This window comes from Pseudomonas siliginis, from assembly GCF_019145195.1.
Lineage (GTDB): Bacteria > Pseudomonadota > Gammaproteobacteria > Pseudomonadales > Pseudomonadaceae > Aquipseudomonas > Aquipseudomonas siliginis.
Genome location: NZ_JAHSTW010000001.1, coordinates 283,320 through 303,834, shown reverse-complemented (window position 1 = coordinate 303,834; position 20,515 = coordinate 283,320). Strand labels below are relative to the sequence as shown.

Genomic DNA, 20,515 nt, shown 5'->3' with positions numbered 1-20,515 from the left:
CGCCCTCGGCCGGTTGCGAGGGAATGGCCAGAAACTGCAATCCACTGTTTCACTCGGTGAAATGATCCCTGCGCGCGCCTAAGGAGGCGGGTGATTATTTCACTGGCTGAAATGCTCGATTGTATTGGCTGAGGATTCCGCGATTTGCGGCAGGGGAGCAGGATGAGCCCCATCGACACGATCAGCGGGTCGACCTCAAATAATCCAGGAGCACGTCATGTCCCAGTCAGCCGTCAAACTGTATCGCCATCCGTTGTCCGGCCACTCGCATCGTGTCGAGTTGATGCTGTCCCTGCTGGACGTTCCGACCGAACTGGTGTTCGTCGACCTGATGAAGGGCGCACACAAAACGCCTGAATTCCTCGCCCTCAACCGTTTCGGCCAAGTGCCGGTGATTGACGACAACGGTACGGTGCTCGCTGATTCCAACGGCATTCTTGTTTATCTGGCGAGCAAATACGGCAACGGCCAGTGGCTGCCGAGCGATCCGGTCGAGCAAGCCAAGGTGCAACGCTGGTTATCGGTGGCCGCCGGGCAGATCAGCTCCGGCCCGGCCACAGCGCGTTTGATCACAGTGTTCGGCGCCGGTTACGACGCAGCTGACGCGATCAAGCGTTCCCATGCGTTGTTGCAGGTGATGGAAGACGAGTTGGCCAACAGCGCATTCCTTGCCGGCGACAAGGCAACCGTTGCCGATGTGGCCGCCTACACTTACGTCGCCCACGCGCCGGAAGGCAATGTCTCGCTGGATGAATATCCGAATGTGCGGTCGTGGCTAGCGCGGGTCGAGGCGCTGCCGAAATTCGTCGGCATGCAGCGCACAGCGGTGGGCCTGCAAAGCGCTTGATTCACAACGATGCACATATCCTGTGGGAGCGAGCCTGCTCGCGAAAGCGGTGTGTCATGCAACGGTGATGTTGACTGACAGAATGCCTTCGCGAGCAGGCTCGCTCCCACATGATTTCACTGTGTTTTCGAAGTTTTTTACAGGTTCCCGTCTATGGATCGTTTTCAGGAAATGCGCATGTTCCTGGCCGTGGCCGAGGAGGGTGGCTTTGCGGCGGCGGCCCGGCGTTTGAACACCTCGCCACCCAGCGTCACCCGCGCCATTGCTGCGCTGGAACAACGCATCGGCACGCGTCTGTTGTCGCGCACCACGCGCAGCCTGCACCTGACCGAAGCCGGGCATCGTTATCTGGACGATTGCCGAAGAATTCTGTGCGACGTCGACGAAGCCGAAGAGGCCGCTGCCGGCAGTTATCGGGTGCCGTGCGGGCACTTGAGCGTGACCGCGTCGGTGTTGTTTGGCGAGTTGTTCATCGCGCCGTTGCTGGCGCAATACGTCGATGCGTTTCCTTCGGTGCATCTGAAGGCTTTGCTGGTTGATCGCGTGGTGAACATGGCGGAAGAGGGTATCGATGTCGCCGTGCGCATCGGCCATTTGCACGAGAACAATCAGCATGCAATCAAGGTCGGCGAGGTCCGTCAGGTGATCTGCGGCACCCCCGATTACTTCGCCCGCTATGGCCGACCGCAACATCCGAACGAGCTGAGCCGCGCCAATATCGTCATGTCGTCCGCCAGTCATTTGCTCAGCGATTGGCAATTCGCCCATGCCGACGGCCCGTTGAGCTTTCGCTTCGAACCGCGCCTGGTGGTCACCGCGAATCAGGCGGCAATCAACATCGCCAGTTCCGGTTGGGGCATTACCCGGGTGCTGTCTTATCAAGTCGCCAGCCAGGTTGCGGCCGGTGAACTGGAATTGGTGTTGCAGGCCTTTGAGCCGCCGGCGTTACCGGTGCAACTGGTCTATCTGAAACATCCGCGCGTACCGGCGAAGGTGCGCACGTTTGTCGATTTCCTCAGCGAACGTCTACAACATCATCCAGCGCTGAAAGCCGTGAACAGGGTTCACGTCTAAGGCTTCAAGTTTCAATTCAGCGATGAATCACTTCGCGGCCGCAGCGGTTTCGATCAGGCTGGCAACGGCTTTCGGGTTGGACACCATCACCACGTGCGACGCGCCTTTGACCACGACGGTCTGCTTGGAGTGCGCGCGCTCGGCCATGAACGCCAGGGCTTGCGCCGGGATGTTCTTGTCCTGGTCACCGTAGACGAAGTACGACGGCACGGTTTTCCATGCAGGCTCGGTGGCGGCTTCGTTGAGCGCGGCGACGGTCACCGGGCGCTGAGTCGCGGCCATCAACTTCGCATCTGCCCGGGAAACATCGGCTGCGAACTGCTCATGGAATTTGTCCTGCTGGATGTACAAATCCTTGCCACCATCGGCCAGCTCAACCGGGGCCGACAGGGTCGGGCCAAGGGTGCTGCCAGGGAAGCGGCCGGACAATTCGGCTGCGGTTTCACCCTTTTCCGGGGCGAACGCGGCGACGTACACCAGCGCTTTGACATTGGCATTGCCGTAAGCGGCTTCGCTGATCACCGGGCCACCGTAAGAGTGCCCGACCAGCACCACCGGAGTTTTCACACTGGCCAGCACATCCGCCACCGATTGCGCATCACCCTTGACCGAGCGCAGCGGGTTGGCAGCGGCGATCACCGGGTAGCCATCCTTCTCGAGAATCTTGACGACGCCGTTCCAGCTGCTCGAATCGGCAAAGGCGCCGTGCACCAGTACCACGGTCGGTTTAACGGGGGCGGCGAAGGCGGCGGTGGCACCAAACATGGCGGCGGTAAGGGCGAGGGTAGCGAAGACTTTGTTCATGGTGATGTCCTGTCGATTGGTTAAGGTAGGAATTGAAGCGACAGTGGTATTTAGCGCGCTAAATGTGTCAGTTGTGTGTGCGCACGGCCGAACTTCGCATGCGTATGTATCTGTGTCGGCAAATGCTACACGCTGATACAAAGCGACCCATCCGCTCAGATCGCGCGGCGGATCTTGCCCGGGGCCTCGCCGTAGATTTCCTTGAATTTCTTGCTGAATGCAGCTTGCGACTGGTAGCCGACCTGCACGGCAATGTCATTCAGGCCCAGATGCGAATGGCTGAGCAGGCTGAACGCCAGCTCCATGCGCAGGTGGGTCAGCAGCACCCACGGCGACACGCCAGCGACCCGGGCGAAGGTGCGCATGAACGTTGCACGAGACATGTTCGCGGTGTCGGCCATGGCTTCGATGGTCCACTCGTGCGCCGGGTCGGCCAGTATCGCCTGACAGGTGCGGCCGAGGCGCTGGTCGCCGAGCAGCGCCAGGGTGCTCTTGTCCTGCTCCGCACGGGCCAGGTGCGCACGCAGAATCAAGGTGAACAAGGCTTGGGACAGTGAATCGAGGAGGAACCGCGCGCCCGGCTGTTCGCTGTCGGCTTCGCTGCGCAACAGCGCAATCAGGGCGGTCAGTGGCGCATCAATCGGCAAGCCATCGTTGGCAATCAACAGGTAATCGGGGAGGGCGGCGAACAGCATCGACGCGCGGTTGTAATGAAAGCCACCGCAGAGCATGTCCAGATCGGCGCTCGCGCCACCCAGCCGATAGATCGGCAACACCCCGCCTGGAATCAGCGTTGGCAGCATTGGCGCTACATCTTTACCGCCGCTGTGCAGCACATGCGGCTTGCCCCGTGGCAACAAAAGAATATCGCCAGCGCGCATCGCCAGGCGTTGCCCGCTGGCCAGTTCTACCCGGCATTCACCTTTGAGCACGATGTGATAGGGCGCCTTGCCCAAGGCTTCCTGTGGGTGATCACGTGCCCAATCACCTTGGAACTGGCAACGCAGATCGAGGCTGCCGCGCACGTTGGCCAGGCTGATGAGCTTATCGAGCGAGTTCATTGGCACCCATCACGAAGGAATCCGCAAAGTTGAGACGATCGAGCAAGACGTTGAGCATGACCGACAAAAGCGCGATTCGGTAGCACCGCAGACTGACTCCACTCACTTTCATTGATCTGGAGAAGTCGCATGTTCACCTCAATCAATGCCGGACTACAACAGCTTGGCAAACTCGATCGCCTCGGCATCCCGCTGATGCGCGTGGCCATCGCCATCGTCTTCCTGTGGATCGGCGCGCTGAAATTCGTCCCGTACGAAGCCGACAGCATCACGCCCTTCGTCGCCAACAGCCCGGTGATGTCGTTCTTCTACGAACACCCGCAGGACTACAAGGCGCACCTGACCCATGAGGGCGAGCTGAACGCCGACAAGCGCGCCTGGCAGACCGCGAACAACACCTACGGCTTTTCCACCGGGCTTGGCGTGGTGGAAATCCTCATCGGTCTGCTGGTCCTGTCCAACCCGCTTTCCCGCCGTACCGGCTTGCTCGGCGGTGCCTTGGCGTTCGCCACGCCGCTGGTGACCCTGAGCTTTCTGATCACCACACCTGAAGCCTGGGTCGCTGCGCTGGGTGATGGTCAGCACGGCTTTCCCTATCTGTCCGGTGCCGGACGACTGGTGCTCAAAGACGTCCTGATGCTCGCCGGAGCGCTGCCGATCATGGCCGATTCCGCGCGCCAATTGCTGACTGAACGTCAGGCCTGAATTCCTCATCCTTTATAGAGAGATCACACGATGAAAACGTTTATTGCTTTGACCCTGACCATCCTCGCCGGCAACGTGTTCGCCGCCACCGAACCTGCACAAACCGGCGTGCCACTGGATATCGCCAAAACCATCAGCATCACCGACACCAGCGCCGCCTGCGGAATTGTTCCGGTGGAGGTCGTCTATGAAGACAGCCACGGTCAGCGGCATGTCGCCACTTACAACGTGCTCGGCAATGGCTGCGGTGGCGATTAGCTCAGGTTTGGCCCATAACCGCAGCGGACTCAATTTTCTCAGTCCGCTGCAGCGTTTCCGGAACAGCGATTAACAGCAGCAGGAACGCTGCCGCTGCAACCCCGGCAAGGGTCAGGAATGCCGCGCTGTAACCGGCGGCCTCAACGACAAAACCGGCCAGCCCATTGCTCAGCGCCGCGCCCAGGCCAAACGCTGTGGTCAGCGCGCCGAGGCTGACATTGAAATGCCCGGAGCCGAGGGTCAGATCCTTGACCATCACCGGGAACAGCGCGCCGAACAAACCAGCGCCGACGCCGTCGAGCAACTGCACCGCGACCAGCCAGTACGGATCATCCGAGAAGGTGTAGAGCAACCCGCGCAGCGGCAGGATCAGAAAACCCGCCAGCAATAACGGTTTGCGCCCCCAGACATCGGCTTTCGCGCCGGCCAGCAGCGCCATCGGCACCATCACCAGTTGCGCAGCGACGATACACGCCGACGTCAGCGGCGTGGCCATGTGCAAGTTGGCTTGGGCGAGTTTCTGGCTCACCAGCGGCAGCATCGCCGCGTTGGCCAAGTGGAACAGCGCGCAGCACAGGGCAAACATCAGCAACGGGCGATTGCTCAGCAGTACCTTGAACCCGGACGGCTGATGGCTTTGATCGCCAGGCTGCAACCCGCGTGCGACGTCATGATCAATCGCCTCGGCCGAGACGAACAGCACGGCAATCACGCTGGCCAGCGCCATGACCGCCATCAAATAAAACACCGCCACCGGACCAAACAGATAGGCAAACAAACCGGCCAATAACGCTGCGCACGCGTTGCCGGCATGGTTGAACGTCTCGTTGCGACCTGTACGCCGGGTGAATGCTCGTGGGCCGGTGATCCCCAGGGTGATCGCGGAAATGGCCGGGGCAAAAATAGATGCTGCCGCCGCGCTCAAGGCTTGAGTCAACGCCACCAGACTGAATGACGAAATGAACGGCAGCAGCAGACAACTCACCGTGACCAACAGCGCGGCGATGATGACCAGCGCCCGTTTCGCCCGACTGTTGTCAACCAGCGCACCGGCCGGTGTCTGCGTGACCAGCGCGGCGATACCGGCGAGGGTCATGACTACACCGATGCTGGCCGGGTCCCAGTGGTGCACGGCGAGCAAGTAGATGGCGAGGTACGGCCCGAGGCCGTCGCGGACATCGGCGAGAAAGAAATTCAGACTGTCCAGCGAGCGGTTGTTGCGGCGATCGAGATGGCTGATCACGTTGGGCAGTCTCTTGAAAGTGAGGTCTGCGTAAATGTATCAACCTCGGCAAACTTAATGACCGAAGCGGCGGGGGATTAGTTGCAGGACGGCGGAGCATTTGCTGCTCCGCAGATATTCATGCGTCAGGCGTTTGCAGTACTTCGATCCATAACGCGCCTTTGCCGGAGGCCGCTTCACCGACACGCTTCAGCGCGCCATCCTTGCTGACCGCGTACGTACCGACCTTGGCGCTTTTCTCGCCCGTCACCAGCAGCCAGTGGCCATCGGGGGAGAAGGCGATATTTCGCGGTTGCTGTTCTTGCACCGGGTAGTTATCGAGGAACTTGAGTGCTCCTGATGCCGGATCCACGGCAAATGCCGAAACGCTGCTGCTGGTGCGCTCACTCATCAGCAGCAGGTTTCCATCCGGCGACATGCGCAGGTCGGCAGCCCAGATGCGCGGGGTCGGGTCGTCTTTGAGGTCGTTGTTGCGCGCATCACGGACTTCGCCTTGGGCCAGTTGCAAGCGTTCGGGAATGCCGTTGGCCACAGCGATTTGCGTTAACGCGCCGCTGGCGTCGTCGATTGAAAACGCCGTCACGGTGCCGCTCATTTCACCGACCACGTAAAGGAATTTGCCGTTGGGCGAGAACGCCAGGTGCCGGGGGCCGGTGTTGTCCGGGACGCTGACCGAGCCGTTGCCGATCGGGCTGAGCTCGCCAGTCTCGGCATCCAGGCGATATTGCAGCACCTTGTCGGTGCCCAGGTTGCCAGCGTAGGCAAAGCGATTGCTCGGCTCGGTGCGAATTGAATGGGCATGCAGGCCGGTCTTGTAGCGAACGATATCGGCGGAAGGTTGCTGATCCTTGCCGATCTTCTGAACGCTAAGGGTGTCGGCGCCGTAGGACGCGGCGAGCAGGTAGCGACCTTGTCGATCGGTCGACAGGTAGGCCATGCTCTCTGCCAGAGGCGCTTGGGTGAACTTTGTCAGGTGACCGCCTTGGCGATCGATCCGGTAACCCAGCACCTGAAAGGGTTTGACGCGCAAGGCTGCAAACAGCGCCATCCGGGGTGAGCGCCATGGGATTGACCTGATCACCGGCCCGGATCTGTTCGACCAGGGTAAGCGCGCCGTTGCTCTGATCAAGGCGATACTGCGAGATCAGACCGTCGCCGGGGCTTGAGATGTAAGCATAGGTGGCGGCATTGGCCGTCACGCTCAGGGTTGAAGCGAGCGCAGCGATTGCGATGGTTCTTTTCATCATTTCCGGCCTTATTGTTGTTGTGATCAGTCATCCTATGAGTGATTGGCCAAGGCTTCAATGTCTATTTCATGGAGCTGGAACGTCACCTAGCCCAGTTTATAGGCGCGTACTAGAGGATGTTGATCAGCAGAAATGATCGAGCAGGACGGTAATCAGCGAGCTGTGAAACATTTTTACATACTCTCCTGTTAGCGTTGTTGTACGACATCCTACCTAATGTGCGCAGTGCAACAACTCTCACAAAAACAATAACGGAGATACCCCTATGACGAGCATGGCTCCACTCGATCATCAGGCCGCTGCGAAACCGCAAAACCTTTTCCTGCGTACGCTGAAACTGCTCGGCCCCGGCATTATCGCCGTGCTGTCGTGGCTCGGTGCGGGCGATCTCATCACGTCTTCAGTGGCCGGTGCGAACTACGGCTACGCGATGATGTGGGTGCTGGCGGTCTCTTTGCTGTTGAGATACTTGATCGTCAACATCATTGCCCGGTTCCAGCTGTGCAATAACCAGGGCATGACCATTCTGCAGGGCTACGCCCAGCTCAACCCGGTGTTTGCCTGGTTCATGCTGGTTTATGCCTTGTTGATGGGGCACTTGATGAACGCCTACATGATCAAGGGGGCAGGGGAGTCGCTGGCGATGCTGTTCAAGATCGATCAGCCATTGCTGTGCTCGGTGGCGGTGGTGCTGGCGGTCTGGATGCTGGTCGGGCGCAACATCTACACGATGATCGAAGGCGTGATGAAGCTGCTGCTGGCGATCATGACCCTGGCGTTCATCGCCCTGGCGGTGATGTCCGGCCCGGATGTCACAGGCATCATCAAAGGCACCATCGGCTTCAGCATTCCACCGGACGAAGGCGTGCATGGCGCGTTGCTGGTGGCGGTCTCGGTAATCGGCGCGGTCGCCGGCTCGATTGCCAACTTCGTGCACCCGTATGTCATGCGCCAGAAAGGCTGGACCGGGCCGCAGCACAAGCGCATTCAGCGTAACGACCTGCTGTTTGCGGTGTTCGTCGGGATCATCATCAACCTGGCGATCTGGATCGTCGGTGCGGAAATCCTCCGCCCCAACGGCATCGAGGTGAAAACCTTGGGCGATCTGGGCAAAGCGCTGGAAATCTTCTTCGGCCCGATCGGCTGGTACGTGTTCTTCATCGGCGTGTTCGCGACACTGTTCGCCAGTATTTCAGGCAAGACCACAGCGTTTCCGATGCTGATCACCGATGCCTTCCAGCATGTTCGTCCTGAGCGTCGCGAGAAGTACGGCAAAGAGTTCCATCATGACCCGATGCACAAGTGGTTCATGCTGTTCATCCTGGTCACGCCGCTGATCTGGTCGATGCCGGGCATGCCGGATTTCGTGACTCTGACCATTGGTGTCAGCGCATTGAACATCATTGGTTTACCGGTGATTTCCCTGGGCCTGCTGATCATGTCCAACCAGAAATCGCTGCTGGACAAGCAATACCGCAACAACCTGTTTGAAAACATCGCGCTGATGTTTGCTACAGGTCTGGCGCTATGGGTAGCGTTCCAGTTGGGCGTTGATCTGTTTACTTGATGACGAAAAGTCGAGGGGGCACACGCCCCCTCGATTCGCCGCTTACAACGGCACATCCATTTCGATTCTGCGCCAGGCGGCTTCGGAAAAGCTGTACACCGAAAATGCGATCAGCCCCAAGGCCATCAGCATCAACAGCACGCCGCCTGCCGGCAGATTCTGCAAAGCGTCCAGCGCTTCCTTCATGCCGGGTGGATTGGTTGCCTGGTAAACCGAGCCGCTGACCGCCATCAACACTGCAATCTCGATAAACACCACGCCGCGGGCGATCAAGCCAAAGCGCGACACCGGGCGCACGTAGCGCATCACTTCGTCATCCGCTTCGAAGTATTTCTCGAACGTGGCCTTCCAGCCTTTGATGATGTGGGCGATACCGACACCCAGCGGAATCAGCGCAATCAGGTAGATCAACAGGTTCGAATGCTCGAATGACAACAGCTGCGCGAGCAGATCCTTGGTCTTGCCATCGCCGGAGCCGCCCGAACTCCTGAGACCACTCACCAACAGACCCAAGGCAAAGAAGGCCAGCGCCGCGTTGACCAGACCGCCGGCGAGCAGACCTGCGCGAATGACCAGGCCTTTGAACTCGCTGCCGTGGTGGTCGACATCGCGGATCGCTTGCAGCGCACGCCAGGCGGCGAAGGCCAGCAGGCCGGCGACCACAACACCGATCAGCACGTAGCCGAACGACTGGCTGAGCAATGCTTCAAGGCTTTTGTGACTGTCTTTCGGTTTGGTGGAGTCGTGCGCCGCCAGCAGCGCGAAGATGCCGATAATCAGATACAGAACGCCGCGCGCGGCGTATCCGCCTCGGGCAAGCAGGACAAGCGTGTGTTGAGTGGACATGGGGTTTACTTCCAGGGAATCGATGTGAAGCAGACCCGTGGACGGGGCAGGGGTTCGATAAATGCGTCGCCCGCGGGCGACGCGCGCCTTATCAGCCTGCCATTCAGTGCTCGCCGCGCTTGAGCCTCATAAAGGCGTGGTCAGCGAAAATGGAATGCGCAGCTCTTCAACCGGCCCTGAATCCCGACCGCACATTTCGTCGTGCACGCATTGCTGCACCAGCACGCAGGGAAACGCTGGCACGGTCTGCAGCAAGTCGCGCAGGTGGGTGATCGAACGCAGGTGCATTGGCTTGGCCGCGTCATCGAGCAAGGTGAACTGGCCCTGATCCACGCGAATCCTCGCCAGATAAAAACCACCTTCGAGTGACAGCAGCTCGAGTTCGCGAACTTCACTGTTGGCCGCACGTTCGGTGAGGGTTTGCAGATTCATGCTTCACTCCTTGCCTACCAGGGCAGGCGTTCTCCATCGTAGGCGAAGAAATGGCCGCTGTCGGCCGGCGTCAGCGTGTCAATCAGACTCAGTAATTGCCCGGCGGCAATGTCTGCCGGGCGGGCGCTCGAGGCTCCGCGAAAAGGTTGCGACAACGGCGAGACCACCGTGCCTGGGTGCAGACTGAGCAAACGACTCTGCGGTCGAGTGCGCGAAAGCTCGATGGCGGCGGTCTTGATCAGCATGTTCAGCGCAGCCTTGGAGGCGCGATAGGCGTACCAGCCGCCCAAACGGTTGTCGCCGATGCTGCCGACTTTCGCCGACAGCATCGCCATCGCGCCTTGAGGCGCAAGCAATGGCAGAAAGTCGCGCAGCAGCAATGCAGGCCCCAGCGTGTTGACTTGAAACACGGCCTGCAGCGACTCGGCTTCGATTGCGCTGTAGCTTTTTTCCGGCTTGACTTGGTCGCGATGGAGGAGGCCGGCCGCGTGAATGATCAGGTGATAGGGCGCTTCGCCTGCCAGTTCGGCGGCCGCGCTGGCGATCGTTTCGGGCTGCTCGAGGTCGAGCTTCGGCACAGTTTTGCGTCCCAGCGCACGGACGCTGGCGCAGCGTGGATCCTGGTTCAAATGTTGGCAGAACGCCGTGCCGAGGGCGCCACTGGCACCGATCACCAAGGCGCGATAACCGTCGCCGAACGAGGCCAGGGTCAACCCACTGCTCATGGGTTCGCTCCAGCGCTCTGACGACGGAAGAACACCGTCACCTGACCGACTTCGAAACCCCACTTGGACATACGGGTGCGGTTGATCAACGTGTCTTCGTCGACCAGGTACATCCAGTCGTCCATGCTCATCTCATAGGTCGAATCATCAACTGGCAGGTTCAGGCGATAACGCCAGTGGAAGGTGTTACCAGCAATCTGGCCCTGTGCGACACCGACCACATCATGCGCGCGACCGCTCCACTGACCATTGCCGCCAGGAGTGAGTGTCCAGACCCGACGCTCACGGGTGCCGTCGCTGTAACGGAAGCGCTCGTCGAGGATCAGGTTTTCACCTTCACGACGGCTGGCGATATCGACCTCGAAACGCTTGACCACTTCGCCGTTGCGTTTCTGAAACATCCCCCAGGCTTTGACGGGCTGGCTGAAGAACTGCTCCAAACTCAATGCCGGTTGCTGATCCGCATAACGAGCAACATCGACACTGCCGCAGCTTGCGATGCTGAGCGCCAGTCCTAACAGCAGCAGAAATCGGGTCATGTGCCTACTCCTTGAGCTTGTACAGGTAACAGATTGTGTATAGGCCTAGCGCCGTCCGATGAGCTGGAGAAATTCCTGCCGCGTCGTCGAGCTATCGCGAAAGGCACCGAGCATGACCGAGGAGGTCATGATCGAATTCTGCTTCTCGACGCCGCGCATCATCATGCACATGTGCCTGGCTTCAATGACCACCGCGACACCGGCGGCATCGGTGATCTGCTGGATCGCCTGAGCAATTTGCCGAGTAAGGTTTTCCTGGATCTGCAGACGCCGCGCGAACATGTCGACCACCCGTGCCACCTTGGACAGCCCCAGCACCCGGCCAGTGGGGATGTACGCCACATGCGCCTTGCCGATAAACGGCAGCATATGGTGCTCACACAGCGAATAGAGCTCGATGTCGCTGACGATCACCATCTCATCGCTCTGCGACTCGAACAGCGCACCGTTGGTGACGTCTTCCAGGCTCATCGCGTAACCGTTGCACAGGTATTGCATCGCCTTGGCGGCGCGCTGGGGCGTGTCCAGCAAACCCTCGCGTTCCGGGTTCTCACCGACGCCAACGAGGATTTCACGGTAATGGCTGGCTAGTAGTGGGCTCATTCGGGTTACTCGTGGCGGTGCGGGTTAGGGATACTGTCGGGCGAAAAGGTTGTACGCATACAGGTTGGCTGTATAGGTTTTATTGAAGATAGGCTGAAAAGGATCAACTGACAACGCATCGGTGGTTTTTTTGTGCGGGTTTGGGAGTTTAGACACGACAAACCTGGGGCCAGGTTTGGTGAGTGGCTTGCTTGGGCCAGATGTACGGGCATCTCGGCTGATAGCTGCCGGTGGCGGATGGCAGCTATCGACCAAAAGCGGATGCCCAACGCACTTTTTTCCAACCCACAGCGGTCATCATCATGTTCAAGTATTATTGTGCCGATGCTCGGACTGTTCAGAGGTAGGTTGATGCATGGCCAGAAGCGTTAGGCTTCAACAGAAACTTCATTCAAAGTATCTCGTTGAGGTAGCGGGAGAGGTGGTGTTTGATGACTGCCTTGTTGAAAAGCTATGGGCGCTCAACAGAGGTGACCGGTTTGAGTTGAATTCACGCTCCTTCGGTTTTGGACCTGTTCAAAAATACCGCTTGGAATACGTGATAACGAGAGGCCCCATTCCTGGGCATTGGCTCTACAAAGAATTTGACCCAAAGGAACTGACATTATTTTTTACGGCAAAAGACTTTGCCGGCATTTGCCATGGCTGGACCTTGTTTGACGAGTGACCATTCACGGTTCGCTGCGTGGGAGGCAGCTTCCGGCCAAAAACAGTCATTCAGGTATGCCGATAAAACCATAATCGGCCATACGTAGATGGATGTAGGTTTATTGCCTCAACGAGCTTGCGAGAGCGAGCCAACCAGCGAGCCTTTGACCTATCGAGTACTCGACACGCTAGCTTGTCTGGACGGGTTTCGAGGTTGTCAGAGTTCATGGGTTGCCATAATCGGATGCACGAGAATCGGCCACGAGAGTGATGAACTCACGTGCCCATTTGAAGCCGGCATGCCCATCCGACCGCTCATGCCAGAACAAGCCAATCGCAAAACCTTCCACCGGCAAGGGAGGGGCTACGCACAGCAGTTGCTCGCTGCGACCGTCTACAAGACGACTTGGAACCAGGGCCACACAATCCGACTGCGCGACCAACTCCGGTACTGGAAGAAATGACGACGCTGAATGAACGACGTTACGCCGCAGCCCGTGCGCTACCAAGGCGTGATCCACCGAGGTAGAGAAGCCTCCGCCGCGCAGTGACACCACGACATGTTCCAGCTGCGCGAACTCATCCACGGTCAGGTCCGCGCGCAGGCTTGGATGCCCACGACGCCCGATGAGCACGTAACTCTCATCATAGAGGTGTTGCGAGTGCAGTGCGGGCGGAACCCCATTCATGTTTATCACGGCCAGGTCCACCTCGCCGCGGGTCATCTGCAGCTCCAGCTGTGGTACGTCCAGGATGCGCAGTGCGATGCGGACACCCGGCGCTTCGCGTCGCATGGCGACAACGAGATGTTTGATCAAAACCGCCTGCACGTAATCCGTGCAGGCGATTGATACCGTCAGGCTCGCCGTCGCGGGCTCGAAATTCAGATGAGTAGTGACGGTCGCCCTTACCTGGTCAAGTGCCTGGCGAAGCGGCACGAGCAGCTCCAAGGCTTTGACGGTGGGCGTCATTCCACGCTGCGCGGGGATCAGAAGAGGGTCGTTGAAGACGTCGCGCAGACGGCTCAACTGAGCGCTGACTGCTGGCTGGCTCAAATGCAGACGGGCGGCAGCCCGGGTCACGTTCTGCTCAATGAGAAGGGCCTCCAACGTCACAAGCAGATTTAGATCAAGGCGTCTGGTATCCATCGATCTTATGTTAGCAGCAAAATTTTGCGATTTCACAGATGGCCCGAGCCCCGCGACACTCCTTCGAAATCACAGCGGAGCCGTCCTTCATGTCGAAAAAAGTACTGATCATCTATGCCCATCCCGAGCCTTCGTCGCTAACGCGGCAACTGGTGGATGTGTCTGTTGAATGCTTGACTGCGCAAGGACACGAGGTCCTGCAATCCGATCTATACGCCATGGGCTGGAAAGCGATATTTGACGAGCACGACTTTCCTCAGCGTGCCAACCCTCAGCGGCTGTCATTCGGAGCAGAGTCCGCCCACGCCTATCGTCATCGCAGCCAAAGCTCTGACGTGGCGGCGGAGCAAGACAAGGTTCTAGCAGCAGACGTTGTCATCTTCCAGTTTCCGCTTTGGTGGTACGGCATGCCAGCCATCATGAAGGGATGGATAGATCGCGTCTGGGCAGCCGGACTCGCCCACGGCTACAAGGACGCTGGCAACGCCTACCGCTATGGTGACGGCGCTTTCAAAGGCAAGCGGGCCATGTTGTCAGTGGCTGTCGGCGGCCCCGCAGAAGACTACTCGCCGCGCGGCATCAACGGACCACTCGAGCAATTGCTGTTTCCGATCACGCACGGCTCGCTCTACTTTCCTGGGTTCGATGTGCTGCCGACGTTCGCCATATACGGCACTGGCAACTTGACCGCCGCAGATGCCGTCGCAGCCAAAGAGGCTTGGCGCACCCGACTCGAGGATTTGTTCACAGATGCGCCAATACCCTTCCGGCCCCAAAACGGTGGGGACTACACTCCCCGCAATGAGCTTAAACCGCATGTAGCCGTGGGCCAGAGCGGCATAATGGCGCACGTCGCTTATGGTGAAACAATCCAGCGCAAGCAGCTGAAAACGGAGGAGGTGACATGAAAACCTTCGTGGTTCTGACTCGCCGTGCTGATGGAGCGGCAGAAGACTTCAAGCGGCTGGCGAAACCGGAGGTAGTGCACGTTTGGCAAGGCTTCGCTGGCGGTATCGTGCGCGCAGTTCATGGGCTGGCCGATGGTCCCGGTGCCGCGTTTGAACTGGAATCCGCCACCTTCGAAGAGGCGCGTGATTACATCGAGGCGCTGCCTTACGTCAAAGGGAATCTGCTGCACGTGCAGTACTGCGCGCTCAAGCCCTTCTCTGATTACGAGAAACTCGTTTCCTCCTGATGAGCGATCAGCGCAGATCAACACCCGTTTGCACGGCGCTGCATGCTGTAGCCAGATTTTACGCGCAGCATGCAGCGTCAGGCCGGGACTCGTTTGATGCGAAGAGGGCTGGCACTGGCGGCTTCTGCCGATTCTGGCCTGTTGCGAAGGCCTGTAATTGACTCATAGCCACGCTTTGACTCCCGCAGTCTGACTGATTGCAGGTAAAAATTTTACGGAGAATTTACGCAGTCTTTATTGCGGGCATTCGATACTGCGCGGCGCTAATTTGGAACGCTATCGTGATGTCCCTCGCAGCAATTCGGCTTATCGGCTTCATCTTGGGTATTTTTCTGATCACCCTGGCGGTAAGCATGGCTATACCCATGTTCACGCTGGTGGTCCATGAGCGCAGCGACGATCTGTCGGCCTTTCTCTGGTCGAGTCTGATTACCTTCATCTGTGGTCTGCTGTTGATCGTGCGAGGGCGTCCGGAGACTGGCAATCTTCGGCCCAGGGACATGTACCTGCTGACTACCGCGAGCTGGGTTGTTGTGTGCGCCTTCGCAGCGTTACCAATGGTTTTCATCAGCGATATCAGCTACACCGATGCGTTCTTTGAAACGATGTCGGGCATCACAACCACTGGCTCGACGGTACTCACCGGTCTGGATAGCGCCTCTCCCGGCTTGTTGATCTGGCGTTCCATGCTGCACTGGCTAGGCGGGATCGGTTTTATCGGCATGGCTGTCGCGATTCTTCCGCTCTTGCGAGTCGGCGGCATGCGTCTTTTCCAGACAGAGTCCTCGGACTGGTCGGAGAAAGTGACACCACGTTCTCATGTCGCAGCCAAGTACATCCTTTTGCTCTATCTGGGCCTGACGGGTATCGGCACTTTGGCGCTCTGGCTCGCAGGAATGACCCCATTCGAAGCGATCAACCACGCAATGTCGTTGATCTCCACCGGCGGGTTCTCGACGTCGGACTCCTCCCTCGGGCACTGGGAGCAGCCAGCAATCCACTGGGTGGCGGTAGTCATCATGATCTTGGGCAGCCTGCCATTCACCTTGTACGTCGCTACATGTCGAGGCAATCGGCGTGCGCTGATCAGGGACCACCAGGTACGCGGGTTTATTGGATTCTTGCTCGTCACGTCACTGGCTGTAGGTACCTGGCTGTATTTGCACAGCGACTACGGATGGTGGGACGCGTTTCGTATCGTGGCGGTCAATGTGACCTCGGTTGTCACGACCACTGGAATTGCGGTTGGCGACTACACCTTGTGGGGCAGCTTTGCTGTTTTGCTGTTTTTCTATCTGACCTTCGTCGGTGGCTGTTCCGGCTCAACGGCAGGCGGGCTGAAAATCTTCCGTTTTCAGGTGGCTGCCGCGCTTCTGGTCAGCAGCTTGAAGCAGTTGATCCATCCCCGAGCCGTGATTCAGAAAAAGTACAACGGTCATCCTATCGACGAGGAAATCGTCCGCTCGCTGCTGACCTTCTCGTTTTTTTTCACCATCACGATTGCCGCCATCGCTTTGGGCCTGGCTCTGATCGGGCTTGATTGGATTACCGCCCTGAGCGGTGCCGCTACGGCGGTGTGTAACGTCGGCCCCGGCCTGGGCACAATCATCGGGCCGGCAGGTAATTTCTCGTCACTGCCGGATGCGGCCAAATGGCTACTCACCGTTGGCATGCTGCTAGGCCGGTTGGAAATCCTGACGGTGTTGGTGCTCGTGACCCCGGTTTTCTGGAGATATTGAGCCAGTCATTCGTAGGCAGAGACGCCGATCGTCGCCTGTTACGGTGATAGCACGGCGGTCATGGTTTTACCGCGTGATGATCGTCAGTACGGGGAGCGTCCATCGGTGTCTTCTCCGGTACTGTAAAACTCACTGTCGTACTGGTGATGATCTGGTGCGTCGGGTCGGCCACTTCCAAGAGAGCCTTGTGAGGACCGGGCGTTAGCCCGACCAGGATAATCGGGTCTTCACTGGTGTGCGCCCACGTACCTTTCCAGTCATCGACGGTCACGTGAAGGTGACCTAAGCGTGGTGATACCTCAGCAGCCACCTTGCCAAAAACCGGCATGATCCTGGCGTGCTCTGTTCGAAACTGGATGATGACCACTCCACGGGCGAGCGGCTCGGCAAGCGGCGGGTAGGCAATGAGTTTCGGCGCACTTTCGGATGCCAATGGCAGTATCGCCGGTGGAGAATCGCTGTCTGCTGCCCCTTGTCCGAGCACGGATGTGCAAAAGCAGACACCCAAAGCCAGGGCCAATAGATTTCCGGGTGCGAGGGACATGATCGGGTTCTCCGCGTGATTTCATTCAAGCGTAGATCAAGCTGGGTATTGCCCGCTGCTCATTTGAAACTGGAATCATCCAACGTATTTCATCGATACTGGCTGGCCGCTTCTGACCGATCTTCGTGTCACGGATCGCCAAATACCCAAAAGCGGCCACCCTTGTGTTTGTGTACTATCTCAATTCGCTAGCGCCAGTGAGCGCGGGTCTCGATACCCGCTTTGTCACCTTTATCTGATGACAGTCCAAGTCGACCTCTGCCGAATAAGCCCCGGGGGAAAACGGGACCACCCAATCAGAAGCTGCTTTCGAACCATAGCTGTCGCTAAACAGCAAATCTGCCAAAATGCTTTCTAACAGGCTTGTCCTGAATCCATCGCAAAACCGAACTCACGAGTACTTTGATCATATGGCCACAGGTCTTAGTGATGCCGAGCTTGATTACGTACTGGGGATGATTGAGAAAGCCCCAAACACCGAATTAAATGTTATGTGTGAGCACCTGCAGATCGACAGCCGCGGTCTTCTCAATCAGTTGGCGATCTCAGTGGCAAGACTGTTTATCACCGGCTGCCGCGATTTTCACTACTGTGATGAGGTGATGAATATTGTCATCAGCGATATCGTCGATCTGTCCTTGTACGCAGAGATGCCCGAGCCGGCATTTTCGATCTATCAGGCATTTGATGCGGGCGAGTATTGGCACAGCGGCGATGACCGGGAGGTATTCCCTTGGGAGAGGTGGACCCGTCCTGAGCTTGAGAGAATTTTGCGTGAGGTCGGCGGCTAACAACCAAGTCGAAGGTGCCCGCGGTAACGCGGGCACCGTTTTCTGTGTGGGGAAAAACGCTGACCCGCCTGCTTACCAGTTGTAGCTCAGCTTGGCGGTAATCTCGCGGCCCGGGTTGTAGAAGTTCGCGGTGCCGGAGCCGACCACGTGCTGCTCGTCCAGCAGGTTGCTGACGTTCACCGCCAGGTCGGTGCCCTTGGCGATCTTGTAGTTGAAGGCGGCGTCGAACAGGGTAGTGCCATCGCTTTTGCCGGAGTTGGCTGCATCGAAGTAATAAGCGCCGACGTAGCGCGCACCCAGGCCCACGCTGACATCGGTGGCGGGTACGTCGTAGTAACTCCAGAGCGAAGCGGAATGCTTGGGTGCCGTGGCGAACTCGTTGCCCTTCAGGGAACTGCCGTCATACAACGAACCGCGCAGTACCTCGGACTCCATGTAGGAATAGCCACCGATCAGGCTGAGGTTCTGCGTCACCTGCGCCTTGGCCTCCAGGTCGAGGCCGCGTGCACGTGATTCACCCACCGTCTGCTGCTCGATGATGCCGCTCGGCAGCACCACGGCGATGGTGACGTTTTCCTGGGTCAGGTCATACACGGCGGCGGAGAACAGTGCGTCCATCCCCATCGGCGCATACTTCACGCCCACTTCGTACTGCCTGCCTGTCTGCGGTGTTACGCCAACCTGCGGCGGCGAGACGGATTCGACCATGCTCACATAGGTGGAGACTTCATCGTTGACGATATAGGTCAACGCACCTCGGTAGGAGGTTTCGGAGAAGGTGTCTTTCTCAGTGGATTGCAAGCCTTTGCTGGTCAGGTCCATCGAGTCGTTGCGCACGCCTCCGGTGACGATGAAACGCTCGTAGAACGACAGGTTCTGCTGAAGGAAGACGGCCTTGGTGGTCGCGTCTCGCTTGTTGACGGCATACGGCGCGATTGAGCGTGGAACGCCAGTAAACACCGGGTTGGCAATATCGATCGGTGTCGTCAGGGCGTAGACCGAGCTTTCCTTGGTGGTCGAATCGAGATACTCCACACCCACCAGGCTACTGCTGTCGATGTTCTCGAAGCGGGCATCGTATTGCAGCATCAGATTGCCGTTGAACTGATCGGCTTCAGTGTCCGTGCCAAACAGGTATCGATCGACGGTGGTACCGACACGTGCGGCGCTGTCGCTGAGGTAAACGTAGCCAAAATCATCGGTCAACTTGCTGTAACGCAGATTGCTACGCAGCACGAAACCGTTGTCGAAATCATGGGTGACGTTACCGCTGAGGCTGGTGCGCTCGACATCGTGGAAGTTGTAGCTGGGCTCGCCATAAAACTTGCTGCGGTCGTATTCCCGATCCAGTGGATAGCCGCCGCTGTTGGGCGAGCTTTCGGTTTTCAGGTAGTCCAGAATCATCGTGGCCGACGTGTAATCCGTCGGTGCCCAGGTGAGGCCACCCATAAACAACTGGTTGTCGTCCTGCGAATGATCGTACTCGCGATCGCTGTTCTGGCCTTTGGCAGTAAAGCGGCCGGCCAGGGTTTTTTCGTCGTTCAGCGCATCGCCGACATCGATGCCTGTCTCGACATGGTCAAACGAACCGTAGGTCACATAGCCTTGGCCAAACTTCTCGAAGCGCGGCTGTTTGGTCACGAAATTTACCGAACCGCCCGGGTCCGCAGGGCCAAACAGGGTGGAGTTGGCGCCACGCAGAATCTCGATGCGCTCATAGGCGAACGGATCTTCGCGTACGCCGCGCATCGAGCTGAGGGTCAAGCCGTCACGGTAGGTGGTGGCCTGGAAGCCGCGGATCTGGAAATAGTCGTTGCGATCATCCGTACCATAAAAGTCGCTGACCACGCCCGGCGTGTATTGCAGCGCTTCTTCCGTGGTGCTGACGCTGCGTTGCTGCATTTCCTTGTTGGTCACCACCGACACCGATGCCGGTGTATTGAGTATGCTGGTGGCCACCTTGCCGCCCACCCAGAGCTCCTTGGCAACCACCGAGTTGGCGTCGTCGTCGGCACTGACCCGGACCTTGGCATTGATGATGAGCGGGGCGAGGCGGTAGTCCTCGACGGCCGTTGCGTCGAGTTCCAGCGGGCCGGCGGTTTTTGCTTGAGGGGTCAGCAGGTAAGCATTCGGGCCTTGCTGTTCGACCTGCAATTCGCTGCCCTGCAGCAAGGATGACAGCGCTGCCGACGTTTCGAGCGAGCCATTCACGCCAGCCGTGGTGCGGTTCGCAACACTCGAGGCGTCGAAGGAAAGGCTGATGCCAGCTTCGCGCGCAAAACGGTCAAGCGCTGGCGCCAGTGGCCCGGGGGCGATATTCCACTGTTTGACTTGATCGCTGTGGTCAGCGCCCGAGGTTTGCGCCAGCGATGGCAATGCATAGCTGCTCACGATCAAACCCAAAATCGCACCGTGCATGGCACGACTTAATGGATGGCGCTGTGAAACCGGGGACGAACTCATTTTCTCGCTCCAAGAAAGGACATCGGCAGACTGGCC

21 protein-coding genes and 1 pseudogene are annotated in these 20,515 nt (G+C 58.6%); 10 read left to right on the top strand and 12 right to left on the bottom strand.

Features of this window, described 5'->3' with window-relative positions:
- Positions 1-217 precede the first annotated feature (217 nt).
- Together KVG87_RS01350 and KVG87_RS01345 are read left to right on the top strand one after the other, a co-directional pair.
- The gene (locus KVG87_RS01350; RefSeq protein WP_217848790.1) at positions 218-847 is read left to right on the top strand and encodes a glutathione S-transferase family protein; all 630 of its coding nucleotides are present in this window, start codon (positions 218-220) and stop codon (positions 845-847) included.
- Between the two features lie 153 nt (positions 848-1,000).
- Positions 1,001-1,921 (top strand): LysR family transcriptional regulator, encoded by a 921-nt coding sequence (locus KVG87_RS01345; RefSeq protein WP_217848789.1) that lies wholly within the window; start codon positions 1,001-1,003, stop codon positions 1,919-1,921.
- 27 nt (positions 1,922-1,948) lie between these two features.
- Here the strand turns inward: KVG87_RS01345 and KVG87_RS01340 are convergent, their stop codons facing one another.
- Both KVG87_RS01340 and KVG87_RS01335 read right to left on the bottom strand, forming a co-directional pair.
- Positions 1,949-2,725: an alpha/beta fold hydrolase gene (locus tag KVG87_RS01340; RefSeq protein ID WP_217848788.1), complete on the bottom strand. Its 777-nt coding sequence runs from the start codon at positions 2,723-2,725 to the stop codon at positions 1,949-1,951.
- 155 nt (positions 2,726-2,880) lie between these two features.
- Positions 2,881-3,786 carry an AraC family transcriptional regulator gene (locus tag KVG87_RS01335; RefSeq protein WP_217848786.1) on the bottom strand — a complete coding sequence of 302 codons (906 nt, stop codon included), beginning with the start codon at positions 3,784-3,786 and terminating at the stop codon, positions 2,881-2,883.
- 129 nt (positions 3,787-3,915) lie between these two features.
- Between KVG87_RS01335 and rclC the strand changes: the two genes are divergently transcribed.
- Together rclC and KVG87_RS01325 are read left to right on the top strand one after the other, a co-directional pair.
- The gene (gene rclC, locus KVG87_RS01330; protein ID WP_217848784.1) at positions 3,916-4,491 is read left to right on the top strand and encodes a reactive chlorine resistance membrane protein RclC; all 576 of its coding nucleotides are present in this window, start codon (positions 3,916-3,918) and stop codon (positions 4,489-4,491) included.
- 30 nt (positions 4,492-4,521) lie between these two features.
- The gene (locus KVG87_RS01325; RefSeq protein ID WP_217848781.1) at positions 4,522-4,749 is read left to right on the top strand and encodes a DUF2790 domain-containing protein; all 228 of its coding nucleotides are present in this window, start codon (positions 4,522-4,524) and stop codon (positions 4,747-4,749) included.
- Between the two features lies 1 nt (position 4,750).
- Here the strand turns inward: KVG87_RS01325 and KVG87_RS01320 are convergent, their stop codons facing one another.
- Both KVG87_RS01320 and KVG87_RS01315 read right to left on the bottom strand, forming a co-directional pair.
- Entirely contained in the window at positions 4,751-5,992 is a 1,242-nt protein-coding gene (locus KVG87_RS01320) for an MFS transporter (RefSeq protein WP_217848779.1), read from the bottom strand.
- A 118-nt stretch (positions 5,993-6,110) separates the two neighbouring features.
- Positions 6,111-7,239, bottom strand: a pseudogene (locus KVG87_RS01315) (lactonase family protein).
- 274 nt (positions 7,240-7,513) lie between these two features.
- Between KVG87_RS01315 and KVG87_RS01310 the strand changes: the two are divergent.
- Positions 7,514-8,806, top strand: coding sequence for an Nramp family divalent metal transporter (locus KVG87_RS01310; RefSeq protein WP_437180887.1), 1,293 nt, complete (start codon positions 7,514-7,516; stop codon positions 8,804-8,806).
- A gap of 42 nt (positions 8,807-8,848) precedes the next feature.
- Here the strand turns inward: KVG87_RS01310 and KVG87_RS01305 are convergent, their stop codons facing one another.
- From KVG87_RS01305 to folE, 5 genes are all read right to left on the bottom strand, one after another.
- On the bottom strand, positions 8,849-9,652 hold the full coding sequence (locus KVG87_RS01305; RefSeq protein WP_217848775.1) for a DUF1206 domain-containing protein: 804 nt from the start codon (positions 9,650-9,652) through the stop codon (positions 8,849-8,851).
- 126 nt (positions 9,653-9,778) lie between these two features.
- Complete coding sequence (locus KVG87_RS01300; RefSeq protein ID WP_016774774.1) at positions 9,779-10,084, bottom strand: DUF6482 family protein; 306 nt, start codon at positions 10,082-10,084, stop codon at positions 9,779-9,781.
- A gap of 14 nt (positions 10,085-10,098) precedes the next feature.
- Positions 10,099-10,809 (bottom strand): SDR family oxidoreductase, encoded by a 711-nt coding sequence (locus KVG87_RS01295; protein WP_217848773.1) that lies wholly within the window; start codon positions 10,807-10,809, stop codon positions 10,099-10,101.
- On the bottom strand, positions 10,806-11,348 hold the full coding sequence (locus KVG87_RS01290; RefSeq protein WP_217848772.1) for a DUF3833 domain-containing protein: 543 nt from the start codon (positions 11,346-11,348) through the stop codon (positions 10,806-10,808). Before KVG87_RS01290 ends, KVG87_RS01295 begins: the two co-directional genes overlap by 4 nt.
- Before the next feature lie 45 nt (positions 11,349-11,393).
- Complete coding sequence (folE, locus tag KVG87_RS01285; protein WP_016774771.1) at positions 11,394-11,951, bottom strand: GTP cyclohydrolase I FolE; 558 nt, start codon at positions 11,949-11,951, stop codon at positions 11,394-11,396.
- Between the two features lie 355 nt (positions 11,952-12,306).
- Between folE and KVG87_RS01280 the strand changes: the two genes are divergently transcribed.
- The gene (locus KVG87_RS01280) at positions 12,307-12,618 is read left to right on the top strand and encodes a hypothetical protein (protein ID WP_130901248.1); all 312 of its coding nucleotides are present in this window, start codon (positions 12,307-12,309) and stop codon (positions 12,616-12,618) included.
- Positions 12,619-12,823: 205 nt separating this feature from the next.
- Here KVG87_RS01280 and KVG87_RS01275 read toward each other — a convergent pair whose 3' ends face one another.
- Positions 12,824-13,747 (bottom strand): LysR family transcriptional regulator, encoded by a 924-nt coding sequence (locus tag KVG87_RS01275; RefSeq protein ID WP_217848770.1) that lies wholly within the window; start codon positions 13,745-13,747, stop codon positions 12,824-12,826.
- An 89-nt stretch (positions 13,748-13,836) separates the two neighbouring features.
- Between KVG87_RS01275 and KVG87_RS01270 the strand changes: the two genes are divergently transcribed.
- From KVG87_RS01270 to KVG87_RS01260, 3 genes are all read left to right on the top strand, one after another.
- Positions 13,837-14,655: an NAD(P)H-dependent oxidoreductase gene (locus tag KVG87_RS01270; RefSeq protein ID WP_076567604.1), complete on the top strand. Its 819-nt coding sequence runs from the start codon at positions 13,837-13,839 to the stop codon at positions 14,653-14,655.
- Positions 14,652-14,942 carry a hypothetical protein gene (locus KVG87_RS01265; protein WP_076562881.1) on the top strand — a complete coding sequence of 97 codons (291 nt, stop codon included), beginning with the start codon at positions 14,652-14,654 and terminating at the stop codon, positions 14,940-14,942. Before KVG87_RS01270 ends, KVG87_RS01265 begins: the two co-directional genes overlap by 4 nt.
- A gap of 284 nt (positions 14,943-15,226) precedes the next feature.
- On the top strand, positions 15,227-16,681 hold the full coding sequence (locus tag KVG87_RS01260) for a TrkH family potassium uptake protein (RefSeq protein WP_217848768.1): 1,455 nt from the start codon (positions 15,227-15,229) through the stop codon (positions 16,679-16,681).
- Positions 16,682-16,739: 58 nt separating this feature from the next.
- Here the strand turns inward: KVG87_RS01260 and KVG87_RS01255 are convergent, their stop codons facing one another.
- Positions 16,740-17,225: a DUF6130 family protein gene (locus tag KVG87_RS01255; RefSeq protein ID WP_217848766.1), complete on the bottom strand. Its 486-nt coding sequence runs from the start codon at positions 17,223-17,225 to the stop codon at positions 16,740-16,742.
- A gap of 410 nt (positions 17,226-17,635) precedes the next feature.
- On the opposite strand from KVG87_RS01255, the gene KVG87_RS01250 reads away from it, so the two are divergent.
- Positions 17,636-18,016 carry a hypothetical protein gene (locus tag KVG87_RS01250; protein ID WP_217848764.1) on the top strand — a complete coding sequence of 127 codons (381 nt, stop codon included), beginning with the start codon at positions 17,636-17,638 and terminating at the stop codon, positions 18,014-18,016.
- Between the two features lie 72 nt (positions 18,017-18,088).
- On the opposite strand, the gene KVG87_RS01245 is transcribed toward KVG87_RS01250, so the two are convergent.
- A complete protein-coding gene (locus KVG87_RS01245) occupies positions 18,089-20,479 on the bottom strand; it encodes a TonB-dependent siderophore receptor (RefSeq protein ID WP_217848762.1) in 2,391 nt (796 codons plus the stop codon).
- Positions 20,480-20,515: the final 36 nt, after the last annotated feature.